15 protein-coding genes are annotated in these 15645 nt (G+C 41.1%); all 15 read right to left on the bottom strand.

Features of this window, described 5'->3' with window-relative positions:
- Positions 1 to 5: 5 nt before the first annotated feature.
- The 15 genes from fliJ to pseC all read right to left on the bottom strand — a co-directional run bounded on the left by fliJ (position 6) and on the right by pseC (position 15637).
- Positions 6 to 464, bottom strand: a complete 459-nt coding sequence (fliJ, locus tag IYN84_RS01035; RefSeq protein WP_196137318.1) for a flagellar export protein FliJ — start codon at positions 462 to 464, stop codon at positions 6 to 8.
- Positions 465 to 605: 141 nt separating this feature from the next.
- Positions 606 to 1967, bottom strand: a complete 1362-nt coding sequence (fliI, locus tag IYN84_RS01030) for a flagellar protein export ATPase FliI (RefSeq protein ID WP_196137317.1) — start codon at positions 1965 to 1967, stop codon at positions 606 to 608.
- On the bottom strand, positions 1957 to 2661 hold the full coding sequence (locus tag IYN84_RS01025) for a FliH/SctL family protein (RefSeq protein ID WP_196137316.1): 705 nt from the start codon (positions 2659 to 2661) through the stop codon (positions 1957 to 1959). The genes fliI and IYN84_RS01025 overlap by 11 nt, the downstream gene beginning before the upstream one ends.
- 37 nt (positions 2662 to 2698) lie before the next feature.
- Entirely contained in the window at positions 2699 to 3721 is a 1023-nt protein-coding gene (gene fliG / locus IYN84_RS01020; RefSeq protein ID WP_196137315.1) for a flagellar motor switch protein FliG, read from the bottom strand.
- Positions 3714 to 5414, bottom strand: a complete 1701-nt coding sequence (gene fliF, locus IYN84_RS01015) for a flagellar basal-body MS-ring/collar protein FliF (protein ID WP_196137314.1) — start codon at positions 5412 to 5414, stop codon at positions 3714 to 3716. Before fliF ends, fliG begins: the two co-directional genes overlap by 8 nt.
- A gap of 146 nt (positions 5415 to 5560) precedes the next feature.
- A complete protein-coding gene (fliE, locus tag IYN84_RS01010) occupies positions 5561 to 5899 on the bottom strand; it encodes a flagellar hook-basal body complex protein FliE (RefSeq protein WP_196137313.1) in 339 nt (112 codons plus the stop codon).
- Positions 5896 to 7251 (bottom strand): sigma-54 dependent transcriptional regulator, encoded by a 1356-nt coding sequence (locus IYN84_RS01005; protein ID WP_196137312.1) that lies wholly within the window; start codon positions 7249 to 7251, stop codon positions 5896 to 5898. The genes fliE and IYN84_RS01005 overlap by 4 nt, the downstream gene beginning before the upstream one ends.
- A complete protein-coding gene (locus tag IYN84_RS01000) occupies positions 7241 to 8569 on the bottom strand; it encodes a PAS domain-containing sensor histidine kinase (RefSeq protein ID WP_196137311.1) in 1329 nt (442 codons plus the stop codon). The genes IYN84_RS01005 and IYN84_RS01000 overlap by 11 nt, the downstream gene beginning before the upstream one ends.
- Before the next feature lie 228 nt (positions 8570 to 8797).
- A complete protein-coding gene (locus IYN84_RS00995; RefSeq protein WP_196137310.1) occupies positions 8798 to 10252 on the bottom strand; it encodes a sigma-54 dependent transcriptional regulator in 1455 nt (484 codons plus the stop codon).
- Between the two features lie 220 nt (positions 10253 to 10472).
- On the bottom strand, positions 10473 to 11096 hold the full coding sequence (locus IYN84_RS00990) for a pseudaminic acid biosynthesis-associated methylase (RefSeq protein ID WP_196137309.1): 624 nt from the start codon (positions 11094 to 11096) through the stop codon (positions 10473 to 10475).
- A 44-nt stretch (positions 11097 to 11140) separates the two neighbouring features.
- Positions 11141 to 12208 (bottom strand): pseudaminic acid synthase, encoded by a 1068-nt coding sequence (pseI, locus tag IYN84_RS00985; RefSeq protein WP_246722561.1) that lies wholly within the window; start codon positions 12206 to 12208, stop codon positions 11141 to 11143.
- 34 nt (positions 12209 to 12242) lie between these two features.
- Positions 12243 to 12704, bottom strand: a complete 462-nt coding sequence (locus IYN84_RS00980) for a GNAT family N-acetyltransferase (RefSeq protein WP_196137308.1) — start codon at positions 12702 to 12704, stop codon at positions 12243 to 12245.
- On the bottom strand, positions 12697 to 13794 hold the full coding sequence (pseG, locus tag IYN84_RS00975; protein ID WP_196137307.1) for a UDP-2,4-diacetamido-2,4,6-trideoxy-beta-L-altropyranose hydrolase: 1098 nt from the start codon (positions 13792 to 13794) through the stop codon (positions 12697 to 12699). Before pseG ends, IYN84_RS00980 begins: the two co-directional genes overlap by 8 nt.
- Positions 13791 to 14492 (bottom strand): pseudaminic acid cytidylyltransferase, encoded by a 702-nt coding sequence (pseF, locus tag IYN84_RS00970; RefSeq protein ID WP_196137306.1) that lies wholly within the window; start codon positions 14490 to 14492, stop codon positions 13791 to 13793. Before pseF ends, pseG begins: the two co-directional genes overlap by 4 nt.
- A complete protein-coding gene (gene pseC / locus IYN84_RS00965; RefSeq protein ID WP_196137305.1) occupies positions 14489 to 15637 on the bottom strand; it encodes a UDP-4-amino-4,6-dideoxy-N-acetyl-beta-L-altrosamine transaminase in 1149 nt (382 codons plus the stop codon). The genes pseF and pseC overlap by 4 nt, the downstream gene beginning before the upstream one ends.
- Positions 15638 to 15645 lie beyond the last annotated feature (8 nt).

Below are 15645 nucleotides of genomic sequence, written 5' to 3'. Positions count from 1 at the left end.
GGCGGCTAGTTTTGATTGTTAATCTTTTGTCTACGGATAAATGCTTGTGTAGAGATTTCATCGGTGTTGATGGTTTCTTGCTTTTGCCGCAAAACGTCTTCCTTCGCTTTCAACCGATCAATAGCATTGCCAATAGCCTGGTTTCTACCATGCTCTTTCTGCCAATGCGACTGCTTCGCAGATATACGCTGTTCACAGACTAGTAACACTTCTTTCTGTTGCTTAATGGCAAAGTCCAGCTTACTTAAAAACTGATGATAATGTTGCAAAGAGGCGCCAGAGATACCGGAACTTACCTTCTCGTTCATCGCCGTCATGTATTCAACTCTATAGGTATCAAGCTGTTTTAGTTTATCCTTTTCAAGCTTATAAATTTCAAGAGATTCTCCCAGGCTTCTCGCCGCTTTTTGCTCTTGATTATTCGCCAATTTCTTAATTGGATCTAAACGCTTAGAACTTACCATGACTACTCCAACAAACCATCGACCTACAAGTTTCCTCTTAGAACAAGAATTTCAATTTAAGGTATCTTTAATTATAGCCTTCGAATCGCATTCTCGCCGGATTTGCCTACAGGGTCTGACAAAAAACCTAACACAGGTGTTTTAAAACCTTACAGCGGGCGCTGTTTTTTCTCCCAACATCATCCGTTTTAACTCAGTTACACTATCCTGCATGAGAACCTTTTCATTTAAATTCTGGCAAAGAAACTCCCTAATTCCAGGCATCATATCAATTGCCAGATCAACCGTTTGGTCGCTTCCTTTTTGATAGGCTCCAACCGTAATCAGGTCTTTATTTTGCTGATAATTTGAATACAGAAACTTCAACTGAATAATTGCATCTCGATGTTCTTGACTAGTGATCTGATTAAGTACGCGACTAACAGATTTCTCGATATCAATCGCAGGATAGTGCCCCGAGTCCGCGAGCTCCCGGGAAAGGACCAGGTGTCCATCTAAAATTGCACGAGCGGCATCAACAATGGGATCCTGTTGATCATCACCTTCTGCCAATACTGTATAAAATGCAGTGATTGAACCACCACCTTCATCGCCATTCCCTGCGCGTTCAACAAGCTGAGGTAATAAGGCAAAAACAGAAGGCGGATAGCCTTTAGTTGCTGGTGGCTCTCCGATTGCTAACGCCACTTCTCGCTGCGCCTGGCAAAATCGGGTCAATGAATCCATTAGTAACAGGACATTTTTTCCCTGGTCACGAAAGTATTCTGCAATGGTAGTCGCGGCCATTGCCCCTTGTAATCGCATTAGTGGAGAATAGTCCGCAGGGACAGCTACCACTACCGAACGATTTATCCCTTCATTTCCCAGAATCTGTTCAATAAATTCTTTTACTTCTCTACCGCGCTCACCGATAAGACCCACGACTATGACTTCTGCTTCGGTAAAGCGAGTCATCATTCCCAATAAGACGCTCTTACCAACACCACTTCCTGCAAGTAACCCCATTCTCTGGCCGCGGCCAACAGTTAAGACCGAATTGATTGTTCGAACTCCGACATCTAGAGGTTCTGAAACAGGCTTTCTGTTTAGGGGATTTGTTTCTTGAGCAGCCAGCGGTCGACTTTGCAAACAATGCACCGGGCCCTTGCCATCAATTGGTTTACCCTGACCATCAAGCACTCGCCCCAACAAAGCCTCTCCGACGGGTATCGTCGCCTGACTGTGCGTGGGAATTACACGAGCCCCAGGACCAATTCCGTGGATCTTGCCGATGGGCATCAAATATATTTTATCTTTTGTAAAACCAACTACTTCGGCTTGCTCAAATTTACCCTGAGTAGTCTCGATGTAACATCTCTCCCCTATATTGACACTACATCCCACAGCCTCTAGCGTCATTCCTATCATTCGGGTAAGTCGACCTTCAACAACAATACTTGAAGTATCCTCGATCTTTGTCGGGAAATGCGAAAGATATTCAGCAAATATTTCGTCAGTCAGCATCTATCTCTCCAGCTCTCTGCCCCCCAACCAGCCGGGAAAATAGCACTGCAATCTGTTTGTCAATAGACGCATCAACCGTAGAGTTATCGGTATTCACCCGACAATTCCCTCTTTCAATTGAAGGATCACTCTTAATCGTCCAGTAACTCTTTTCTCCCTCACCAGCTTTTGCCATAACTCCTGAAACAACTTTTTCATCTTCAGGGTGAAGCAAAATCTCTATGCCTTTGGCTCCTACGGGGAGTAACTTCAGCGCTTCTCTGATAATAGCGATAAGCTGAGTGGGGTCCTGAGTGAGCTCTCTTCTTACAATCTGTTTAGCAACAGCAAATGCAAGCTTTAAAAGAGCCTGTTCAGATTGTTCTTTACACACTTTCAAAGGTTCATTTAATTGGGCCCCAATTACCGCCATTAAATCAAGCTGCAATGCAACCTCTTCCTGTGCGGCTCTTAATCCCTCTTCTCTACCGAGCTGAAACCCTTCTTTCCGGGCTTCTTCAATAACCGCCTTACGCTCTTCCTCAAGCTGTCTAGCCAGCTCTTCTTCGTCAATAATTTCCTCTTCTTCCTCATCAACCGGTTGGAAAAAACTCGGCGCGTCTCCAGCTTGAAGTGATGGAATATTCCATGAAGAATAGTTGGCGACATTTTTCATTGGACGTATAGGGTTCTCTGATTTTGCTTTGGTAACCATAGATGTTTACTTTCCTCGAGCGTCGTTCGATGCCTGCTTAAACCATTTCTTCACCGCTTCCACCGAGCACAATTTCTCCAGCGTCAGCCATTCTCCTGGCGACTGTCAGAATTTCCTTTTGAGCAGCTTCGACTTCACTCAGTTTAACCGGCCCCATAGCTTCAAGATCATCACGCATTAACTCAGCAGCACGTTTTGACATATTTTTGAAAATCTTTTCCTTAATTTCTTCATCACAAGCTTTTAGCGCAACAACTAATGTATCAGTAGAAATTTCTCGCAATAGTGACTGGATACCTCGGTCATCTACATCAACCAGATTATCAAAAACAAACATCAAGTCTTCGATCTGTTGCGCCAGGTCCTCATCCGTTTCCTTTATTGAGTCCATAATTAAGGCTTCATTGGCGCCATCCATAAAGTTCATAATATCAGCTACTTTTTTCACTCCGCCGATTTGTCTTGACTGAGTCGAGCCACTTCCTGTGAACTGCTTTTCCATAATGTCGTTCAACTCCTGAAGCGCATCAGGTTGAATGGCTTCAAGAGCAGAAATTCTAAGTGCAAGATCAACTCGAACTTTTTCAGGAAGCAAGGATAAAACATCCGCAGATTGATCAGGATCCAGATAAGAGAGGACTATTGACTGAATCTGAGGATGTTCAAACCTGATTACATCAGCCACGGACCGAGCATCCATCCATTTTAAAGTATCCAAACCTTTGGTATTGGCGCCTGCTAGAATTCTGTCAATTAAGGCGCCCGCCTTATCGTCTCCTAGTGCCGACTTTAAAGTACTACGAATATAATCTTCGGTACCAATTCCAATGCCGGTTTGCTCTTCGACGGCATCCAGAAATTCATCGACAACGTACTCGACAGCTCCCTTTCCTATATTCTTCAAAGAAGCCATTTGCATACCTAAAACCTGTACCTCTTTAGGTCCCATGTGCTTTAAAACTTCTGCCGCAGTTTCTTCGCCAAGAGAAAGCAATAGAATAGCGGCTTTGTCTATGCCGCTCATCTTCATTTCTTTTTTCTTGTTTTCTTCCTCAGTCATTTTCTTCTATCCAGTTTTTAACCAGTTGGGCAACAAGAGTCGGATTATTCGAGACAACACCTTTTGCTTGTTGAAGTTTTTTCACTTCTCCAACTGTTGGTGGAGGAAGCTCAAGGTTGTCATGCCCAGCAAGCACAACCTGATCATCTGCCAGTCCACTTAGATCGGCAGCAGCGCTGAGACCATCAGAGTCGAAACCGCCAAATTCCGCAAAATCTTTGCCTCCACCAGTGCTAGGTACTGTTGACAATCTTTTGAGAGTTGGTTTTAGTACAGCGAATATCAAAATCAGACCTAGCAGTAAACCAATGGCAGGTTTAAGTAATGTTTGAAATAATTCCTGCTCGTAAAAAGGAAGAGGCTCTGGTTCCGGTAATGTTTCCCCTTGAATAAAAGGGAATGATTCAACGCTAACTAAATCTCCACGTTGTGGATTAAAGCCAACAGCAGCTTGAATTAATCTCTGAATTCTCTCTAACTCCAAATTACTGCGAGCCATTTTTTGACCTTGATTATCTGGATCATCAATATAATCTAATCCTACCGAAACACTGATTCTTTTAATTATTCCTACTTGTGGCAAGATATGACTAATTGTGGTGTCCAAATCATAATTTCTTTCCGCTTCCAGCCGACGATTTGCTGAAGCATTTTGACTATTATCATTTGCCTGAGCGTTATTAGTATTTGTCGGAATACTTGCTGCTCCAGGAGGTTGATTACTTAACGCACCAGGTACACCTATAGCTGACAAATCACCACGAGAGTCATCAATCGTTCTCTCACTTCTGACCGCAGGTAGGTCAGGATTAAAGATTTGTTGAGTCTGCTCTTTTTTGGTGAAGTCCATATCTACATTAACTTGGACGGTGTATCCACCGAGTCCTACTATGGGCGTCAATATTTCTTCAATGCGGCTTTTAATATCATCGCGTCGCTCTTTGATGACTTTGAGTTCTTTGCTTGATTGGCGTGATGAAGTTTCCATGGAACCGGAATGATACAAACGACCAAACTGGTCCGTGATTGTCACTCTATTTCTATCCAGATTTGGAATACTGCCCGAGACTAAATCCACCATCGCGTCTACTTGTTCTTCGGAAAGTCCTCCACGGGTATACAGATTTAATAAAACAGAAGCACTAGGCTTTTTACGATTTTTAATAAACGATGACTCTTTAGGAATTGCCAGATGAACCTTGGCACTTCTCACACCATTAAACTGATTAAGTGTATTTGTTAATTGCAACTCCTGATTTCTAAGAAGTCTGGCTTTTTCCATTCTTTGAGAAACACCAAACCCAGAGTCTTTCTTCAGATAAGGATCTTCCGATTGGTCTTCAATAACAATACCTTGAGCGCCTAATTCGATTTGAAGTCTTTTATACTTTTTTTGCGGAACAAGAATTTTGCCATTGGCATCTACTCGATAGGTAATGTCTTGTTGTTCGAGATAGTTAATAACGTCCATTGAGGCTTCTGGGGCTAAAGAGCTTAATGGCCGCATAGGAGGCTCTTTAGACCATAAAGCGATAAATACACCGAGAGCGATACTCGCTGCAATTGCCACGAGAATACCGATCTGCTTCAGGGGCGCAAGGCTGGTCATTCCGGGTAAAATACCCTCGCTAGAAGTTTCAGACGAAGCTTCCTGTTCAACCTGCATCAAATCTGTCGAAGTTGCTTCAGCCAATTTAATTATCTCCAGCTGCTAATACTATTTTAGTTCTCATTGATATTTTCGTTAACAAAGTATCCAATTAGGACTAAGCAAATTGATTTTTGTAGTTATAATGAATAATGACAAGTCTTCCATTCCGGCACATTAACAATGTTGCACTAGATAGGCATATTCATTATATCTTGATAGGCAGAAACAACTTTGTTTCTAACCTGAACTGTCGCTTGAAAAGCAACATTTGCTTTTTGTGAAGCAATAACTGCCTTTACCAGACTAGTTCCACCATCACCAGCCTCAATCTGTCTTGCTGCCTGTGCTGATTCAGCTTGATATTGATTTACCGTATTGATAGCGCTGGTCAATAGGTTTCCGAACTGGCCACCAGGTGTAGCGGTTGATTTGGCCTGATTGACCCCCTGATTAGCTCCTGACTGGGCTAGCCGGTTCAAACGTTGTAACTGTGCCTGTAGCTGTTGTTGAGTCACATTAACTTTCATGCGCATTCTCCTTTTGACGGAATGCAATATCCCAGCTCTCTCATTCGAGCTAACTTGTATCTCAAAGTTCGAGGACTAACCTTCAAAGCTTCAGCAACATCTTTCTTCTTTCCGTTATATTTCTCTAGCGCTTCAATAATTAGCTGAAACTCGTGATGTTGCACATTATTTCCCAGAGTGTTTTCGTCAGGTATTGTGCACGATTCCTCGTTAAATGCTGTTTGACTTTCTGTTTCGTTCTCAAACTGGATATCAGCGGCTTTAACAGCGTTTCCCTGAGTCAGCACAGCCACTCGCTGCATCAGGTTATCTAATTCACGAACATTTCCAGGCCACGGATAAGAGACCAGCTTTGCTTTTGCCTCATTGGAAAGTACCAACCCTCCACGACTTGAAACAAAAGAGTTGTTATTCAGCAAATATTCTGCGAGAGGAATGATATCCTGCGGACGTTCACTGAGAGCAAGACATTTAATCGGAAAAACATTTAAGCGATAGTACAGATCTTCTCGAAAACGTTTCCTTTCAACTTCATGTTTAAGGTTTCTGTTGGTTGTTGCAACGATTCGGACGTCCAGAGGTATTGTTTTCTTTCCACCAATTCTCTCCACTTCTTTTTCTTGAATAACACGCAATAATTTCGCCTGTAGAGACAAATCCATTTCAGAAATTTCGTCTAGCAGAAGCGTTCCCGACTGAGCTTGCTCAAACTTCCCAGCGCTGGACTGATGCGCTCCGGTAAATGCGCCTTTCTCATACCCAAACAAAGTGGCTTCAAGCATATTTTCAGGAATAGCTGCACAATTTATTGCAATAAAAGGTCGTTCCTTTCGAGATGAACTTGAGTGAATAAACTTGGCCATGACTTCCTTCCCGGCACCGCTTGGTCCAGAAAGTAATACATTTGAATCAGTTTGCGCGATTCTTCTGGCATAGTCGTATAGTTCAACGCTAGCAGGATCTTTTACTATAACTTGCTCATCTTCAAATCTTGGCAAATAGCTTTCGATAAGCTGGGTTAGCTCTTTCGCTTCAAAAGGTTTCTGTAAGTAGTCGCAGGCGCCATGCTTCATCGCATCTACAGCATCGCTAACATCGCCATACGCAGTCATGAGAATTACGGGAATATCGGAATTATTCTTTCGCAGATTTTTAAGTAGCTCAATACCACTCATTTTACCCATCTGAATATCCGTTACTACCATATCTGGAATATATTTATCATTTAACAAAGACAAAGCCATTTCTGCAGAATCCGCCGCTTCAGTATTAAAACCACTGATTTTCAAACTGGCAGATAAGGCTTCTCTCAGCGCCGAATCGTCCTCTACAATTAAAACATTAGAGTTCATTGGCGACCTCCTGAGGATATAGAGTGTTTGGTTGACTTGTAACTTGATGGCTATTAGCTGGATGCATATCTTCTGATATATTTTTTGCTGGCAGAAGAATGGTGAAACAAGTTCCTTTGCCTTGGCTGGATTCAACCGAGATTTTTCCACCGTGTTCGATTACCACTCCATGAACGATTGCTAATCCCAAACCATTGCCACTGGATTTTGTTGTACAAAATGGTTCAAAAACTCTGCCCTGAAGCTCATCACTAATTCCACATCCGTTATCACTGACCCTGATGACTATGTGATTATTCTCTTTTTTTAGTTCCAGTTTGACTTTTGGATCTTTAATTCCATCACAAGCCTGGCAGGCATTTTCAAGTAAATTGCTAATTGCCCCCACCAAGGCATCGACATCAGCGATGAGATTCACTTCGTTGAGTTTTTTTGTATTTGTATCTACCGAAACAAAATCAGGTAAAGTGCTAACAATCTTTTCCAATAGCTCTCGCAATTCATTCATTGCAATCGTTTGTTTTTCTTTTCTTTCTCCCTTAACAAAGTTCAACATATCTGTGATTTGTCGTTCCATGTATCTGAGTCTTTCCATTAGATTCTCACTGAACTCCTTTCTGGTCCCACTTTCGATTGCTTGACTGGACAAATGGGAACCATACAGGATCGCAGCTGACAGAGGTGTGCGAATTTGATGTGCAAGAAAAGCAATCATTTTTCCCATGCTTGAAAGTTTTTGTTGCTGACTCAGTTCTGCTTGCAACTGTCTGGTTTTGGTCATATCAGTCAATAAAACTAACTGGCCAGGTTCGGTATCTAGCGCTTTTGTTTCTATATGGATTTTTCGTCCATCGCGTAACGAAATCTGATGTCCATCGTCTGCCTGAGGTGCAAAAGCACGATTGATAACAGAGACCCATAGTTCCCCCAAAAGAGGGCGCCCCAGGAGATCGACCGCCATCGCATTACAATCCTTAACCTGTCCATCACCATCAAGTACGACAACACCTGCAGGCATAATTGCCAGCAAATTTTGTAATCTATCGGATAACTTTATTTTTTCGTCTAACAGCAGTTGCTTTTCTTTTATCGCAAACTGTTTTTCCTGTGACTCACTGTGAAGCTGGTCACTCAACTCAACAACCTGACCTTCCAAATCCTTATATGAGTGCATGAATGACTGCGACAGTTTATTAAGTTGAGACATCACTGTCGCTAGCTGTGGATTATTCTTGTTCAACTCATTTTTATTGAACGCCATTTCAGGAGAACAACCTGAGCTTTGTGATAGACAACTTCGATGACTTGTTTGTGGCATCTTAACCTCGCAATAGCTTTATTCATGTCGACTAACAAGTGTCAAATTATTAGCGACATAAAAGTCTTAATTAAGATAAAGCAAGTAATGTGCCTATTTTTGTTTCATTTATTTTTCAAAGAGTTAAAGATTTAAATAAAAGACTGTGCGCTTAGCGCCAATATAGTGGCGCTAATTTCCGGAGCATTCGGAAATTAATATTCAGTGATGGAAATCAGTGGAATTGGATTAGCTTGCCTTTTGTAAATCATACTTTCGCATTTTCTCTACCAAAGTAGTACGACGCATTCCAAGTCGCTTGGCAGCTCGAGCAACGACCCAGTCTTCTTCAGCCAAAGCCAGCTCGATATAAGATATTTCCAATTTAGCAACGAATTCCTTCAAATTAACGCCGTTTTCAGGAAGGTTGGTTATTGGCGCTGGAGCAGCTCTGGGCGCTTTGTCTTCTTCTTTTTCTTTAGAAATTCTGGATCGTCGGTCTGCCAGGTTTGGCTGAGGATAGGAATCAACGCCGTCATTCTTTTGGTACTCTGACGGCAAGTCTTTTATGTCAACAACACCATACGGGTAAAGAATACAAAGTCTTTCAATCAAATTTGCTAGCTCGCGTACATTGCCCGGCCAGTCACACTGCATTAAAGACTGAATCGCATTGGGACTCAATCTAACCGAGCCACGTTTGTCATTTTCCAGCCTGGCAACCAGCTCATTAATCAATAAAGGTATATCTTCGGCTCTGTTTTTTAACGCAGGCATTTCGATAGGAAACACATTGAGACGATAGAATAGATCTTCTCTGAATCGATTTTCCTTGACCTCAGTTTCCAAATGTCTGTGGGTGGCAGCAATAATTCTCACATCGCATTTAATGGACTGATTGCTGCCAACTCTTTCGAAGGTTCGCTCTTGTAAAACACGTAATAGCTTTACTTGCATCGGAAGTGGCATGTCACCTATTTCATCAAGAAATATAGTTCCTCCCTGGGCTAACTCAAAGCGTCCTTTTCTAGCAGTGAGAGCGCCGGTGAAAGCGCCTTTTTCATGACCGAATAGCTCGCTTTCTAACAACTCCCCAGGTATAGCACCGCAATTTATTGGCACAAATGGCTTGTCAGAACGATTTGATAGATAATGAAGGTTTCTAGCAGCAACTTCTTTTCCAGTACCCGACTCTCCAAGAATAAGAACACTTGCGTCTGTGGTAGCAACTTGTTCGATTAAGCGCCGAATCCCCTGCATGGCATTACTCTTTCCTACCATACTTCTGAATAACTCAAGCGATTTGTTGTGTTCATTAAAAGCATGCTGATTATCACGACAATATTGACAGGAGTGAATGGCTTCAAGTACTTGATTATGTTTTAACGGCCATTCAATTCTTCCAACAATCTGCTGTGATAGCTTGTTAGAAATTCCTCCGGACATTGGTACATCATCCAGTAAAATCACCGGCATTGTTTCATCAACAGCAATAATTTCATTAATAAGTTCAGCTACACTATGATATTCGTCGAGACTTCCCAAGAGCACGCCAACGTATTGCTCTGACTCAAGCAGAACATTTTTCCAGTCTTTGCTACTGGTTTCCAGACAAGATTCTCCAATAAATTCGAAGATCGTCTTTAGGTCGTGACAACGTTCCATATTGTCTTCGATGATTAGAAGTTTTTTATTTTCTGTCATTGGACTGAACTAACCCCGATTACCGCTTCAATTGTGACCCTATAATTATTGGCATTTTGGCCCTTAATAAGATCTAGTAGAGGAATCGGAGTTTGTCAAAGATTTGTCATTACATTATAAAAAGCGTCAAAAATTGACCAGGATAATAGCTGATAAATCTGAGTATAAAAGGGATAAATATTGCTAATATGTTGATTTATTTGGAGTTTATATGAAAAATTTAGTTCTTCTCCTTTTCCAGTAAAAACCAGGTAATATCATCCAGCGGAAATTGATTATCACGATGATAGCAAAAGCCGTAATCCAAAAGTCTCAAGCTATTAAATCTGTCCAACAGCTCTCCTGCAAAATCTCTTTTAAATAACCGGTCTTTATTATTTCGATAGTCGACCGAAACAGGTGAAGGATTATAGTATTCGGCTACCAACAGATATCTACGAGTAGAGGCAAACAACTTGTCGTACACAGAAGGAAGTTCGTCCGGATTTATATGAATCAATACTCCTTTGATTAATACCAGATCAAAAAGATCGACAGGTTGATACTCAAGAATTGATGTCTGATAGACTTCAATGTCATTTAACTCTCTTAACCTGTCGGCAGCTTTTTGGTTTATTTCTATTGCTGACGCTCGTACATTAGGAAGTAAATGCTGTAATGCCCGCAGATTCATTCCAATATTTGCACCAAATTCGATTATTGATTCTATCTTTTCTGTAGCAGAAAGTACTTTACTGAACAGCATAGTATTAGATGCAACTATGGTTTCACTTTCATTTCTAAGCGCATATTCATCGCCAAAATCACCAGCCCAAAATATTTCTTGTTCAGTTTTATATCCCATAAATCAGCTTCTCTATATTCTATTGCAAAATGACGGTAGTAAGTTTACTTACCAATGCAATTCCAGGTCACTGCTTGCCCAAACTCAACATCTTTACTCAAAGTTTTCCCCAGGATTTCATCTAGATATTTGGGCGGCAACCCATATCCTGGACGAATACTTTTAACATTTTCTAAGGTAATCTTTTCGCCAGCTTTCGCGTTCTTGATAAAATAGAGAGAGCGACGAAACTTTAAGTTTTCTTTTTCACTCTTTTTACATTCATAGCTAATTTTCCCTAATGCACTCCAAGCTATACAACTATCTTCACATAGCTGCCTAAGCTCTTCAGGCTGCAGAGAAAAACTATCATCAGGCCCTCCACCACTGCGATCAAGTGTAACGTGTTTTTCTATCAAGCATGCACCTAGAGCTACTGCAGTTATCGCTGTAGTATTACTCAGCGTGTGATCGGACAGTCCTGTCAAAACACCAAATCGTTCAGCCATGTCAGCTATCGTTCTCAAATTGTAGTCTTCAGGTGCAGCAGGATATCCACTCACACAATGAAGAACCACAAGCTGCTCACACCCCGCTTGTTTGGCCACATCTATTGCTTCTTCAATCTCAGAATCGTTAGCCATGCCGGTTGAGATTATCATTGGTTTTCTGGTTGACGCAACGTAGCGAATCAAAGGCAAATCTATCGCTTCGAAGGATGCTATTTTGTATGCGGGCGCATTAAGATCTTCAAGCAAATCAACAGCCGTATTGTCGAACGGCGAACTGAATATTGTAATATCAAGTTGACGAGCTCTATCAAATAAATCCTGATGCCATTCCCACGGTGTATGAGCCCATTCGTACAAATCATATAATGACTTGCCTCTCCAGAGCCCGCTATTTATCTGAAAATCGGGTTTATCACACTTAACAGTAATAGTGTCCGGCCTATATGTTTGAATTTTAATAGCGTTTGCACCAGCAAGCTTGGCATGCTCTATTATTTTAAAAGCATTTTCAATTTCTCCATTATGATTTGCGGAAAGCTCGGCTACGATGTAGGGAGGAACGCCTTCACCAATTTCACAACCATCAATAACAATTCGCTTGCCAGGCTCTTTCATACCCATATATTTATTCTCTCAAAAACACAATTAAACCTTTTTAAAAATTGGTTTGCAGTTCAAAAACTGAATAGTCTTCTTGATTTTTACAATCCTTCTTTGTAAAGCTTAGATTTTCAAAAACTTTCATGGAAGGTAAGTTGCCTTGCTTAACCTTTGCCACGACGCTCTTAACATTTCGATTTTTCATCAAGAGCTTTTCAATTGCACAGCTCATCATTGATGAAGCTAGTCTTTTACCCCTATAATTTTCATCGATTGAATAGTTAACTTCCGCTACTTCATCATCGATCTCAAATCGTACTTGACCAATCGCTGAATTATCCAGCTCGACAACATACAAAATACTTTCCGGTGATTCTAACTTGCCTAAAAACCATACTTTGTGAGTTTTGAATTCAATCGGACTACTTTCAAATGCAGATTCTCTAACCACAGGGTCATTGCGCCAGTCTAAGTAGCGTTGACAGTCTCGCTCATTTGCTAACCTTAAATTAATCAAAATTTATCAGCTCCTCTCTAATACGTTTCGTTCCTTTTCCGTCGCACACTTCAAAGCTAAACTTAACCATTTCCTGATACAACTTTGGATTATTAAGTATAAGTTCGATTGCCTCATTAAGCTCTTGCGCATTACTCCAGGGAATGACCGCTCCCTTTTCGGCTAGAGAACGAATAGTTTTTAACTGATTATCAGCATAAACAAACACTAACGAGGGTAGTCCCAGACAACACCTTTCCCAACTTGCGGTTCCGCCTGAACCAATAGCCAGATCAGATTGAGCCATAAGCTCTGCCATGTTATCAACCTTTTCGAGTATAGTAATTTTATTCTCACTTTTCTCAATAGCAGCTAGTTCTGAAACAAAATTTTTTCTTATTGGCACAACGACCGTAATATCCAAAGCCTTATGCCATCCTTTTTTTATCAATTCAGCCAGCACCGAACCTGCAATATTCTTGCTGTCTTTCCCCCCCATAAAAACTAATAATCTCTGGAGGATAGTAGACTGAGGTCTTTTCTTTTCCATTTCACCTCGTAGAATCTGAAACTCTTTTCTTAGTAACGCATATTGGGAGCCTGTCAATACTCTGCAATCGCTCGAAACCAGGCCAGAATATTCGAAGTTTTCTCGGTTATAGGTTTGATCAAGCAAGATATCACACAAGTAGTTGCGATTGCATAAGTCGTCAATTACCATCAAGTGATAGCACTTTTCCTTGACTAATTTATGCCATTGACTGTCAATACCGTAATGATCGACAATCACCCAATCATCCAGTCCGACAAACTCTAATGTTATTTTTGCGTCCTCTTCAGGAAAGTCACCCAACCAGCCAATATAGCCGACATTTTCATTTACAAACTTTTCACTTCCTTTTAAGCTGCCAATCTGTTGCAAAACAGGGTCAAAAGCATAATTTGCAACGCATGTATTAAACAATTTTTCTTGACCTGCTTCATGACGTCGACAAACAAATATAGTCTCATCAAAGAGATGACTAATCTCCTCAGCCAGGGTCAAGCACCTCATAAGATGCCCTAAGCCAATCTGAGTTGAAAAATCTACTCTGACTACCAATTTCATCATTCGGCCTTTTTCTTTTTTTTCAGGTAATCAAATAGAAACTCTGCAACTTCCCAATCTTCCGGAGTATCAATATCTCGAACGAATATGGATGGAATCACTAACGGCACCGATACAGGTGAATAGATAGTCTTTCCTTCAGCAAACGCATCTCTCTTTCCCCAGTAGAACTGCCCAGCGTCATGATAAAACTCTTTAAGATCCTGAGTTCTGGTCAAGTTGTATTCCGGATGTACACTTTCCAATCTGTTATTTTTATTAATAATTAAGGCTCGTTGAATATTAAAATCAAATGTTGAAACAGGAAATACATAATCAGCATTTTTTGAATTCAGTAAATCAAATGCCTCTTTTAAATGAGTGATTTGCAATAGTGGCGCTGTCGGATATATACAGCATAGCCATTCTGACTTTACTCCTTCTCCTTCAAGAAACTTTATAGCATGCTGAATGACTTCCAGTGTTCCAGTTTGATCATCAGCAAGATGAGCTGGCCTTAAAAAAGGAACTTCTGCCCCAAAAGACTCAGCGACATGTTTAATTCTTTGATCATCGGTTGAAACAATAACACGGTCAAATAAACCACTTTCAATTGCATTCTCAATGGACCATGCGATCATAGGTTTGCCACAAAAATCCTTGATATTTTTCCCTGGAATCCTTTTACTACCGCCTCTAGCTGGAATAATTGCTGTTTTCACCCAAATACCTCTCGAACCACCTCTACCACCTTTTGAGCCTGCGATTCGGACATACTATGAAAAAGTGGAAGCGTGATAGCTTTGGCCGAATATTCTTCAGCAGCAGGAAAGTCACCCACATCAAAACCCAGCTGTCTAAAGTAGGGTTGGGTATGAACTGGTATATAGTGCAAGTTAACCCCAAGACCTAACTCTTTAAGTTTTTCAAATCTGGCCGAACGTTGCTCGGTTTCAACTTGAATAACGTAAAGATGAAAAGCCGAATAAACATTGTCATATACTGCAGGCAGTGTAATCCCAAGATCGGAAAAACTTGAGTTGAAGTATTTAGCAATTTCGTTTCTCCTGGCAACAGACTTATCTAATCGATTTAACTGACTAATCCCAAGTGCAGCGTGAAGATCACTCATGCGATAGTTATATCCAAGAATCTGCTGCTCATAATACCATGAAGCTGCATCATCTTTACAAAGCAGTGCTTTGTCTCTAGTGATACCGTGGCTACGTAGCAGCTGCATCTTTTTCAATAATGTCTCGTCATTGGTGGTCAAGATTCCCCCTTCAGCTGTTGTCATGAGCTTAACAGGATGAAAACTAAACACGGTAATATTTGAAAACTGACAACTACCGATTCTATGCTCATTGTATCGACCACCAATAGCATGAGATGCATCTTCAATAATATGGAAGCCATACTCTTTCGAAAGTTGAGCTATTTTATCCATATCGCAAGACTGTCCTGCAAAGTGTACCGGGATCACTACTTTAGGAAGGGGCAAGCTATTCTTTCTATGGTACTTCAATTTTTTTGCCAGCTTTTCAGCACATAAGTTATAGCTTTTTTCATCGATATCAACAAAATCAATACTGGCACCACAATACAGAGCACAATTTGCTGAAGCAACAAATGTATTCGGAGAAGTCCAAACCCAATCCCCCTCACCGAGGTCTAACGCTAAACAGGCAATATGTAAGGCTGAAGTAGCACTATTTACTGCGCAAGCGAAGGAAACTTCACAATATCGACTAATCGCTGACTCAAATTCCGGAACCTTGGGACCCTGAGTTAAGAAATCGCTACGCAACACCTCAACAACAGACTGGATATCCTCTTCCGTAATTTCCTGTTTTCCATAGGGAATCATTTAACAAA

Source organism: Aliikangiella sp. G2MR2-5 (assembly GCF_015687155.1).
GTDB lineage: Bacteria > Pseudomonadota > Gammaproteobacteria > Enterobacterales > Kangiellaceae > Aliikangiella.
The sequence above is the reverse complement of the archived record's forward strand: the minus strand, read 5'-3'. Positions and strand labels throughout refer to the sequence as shown.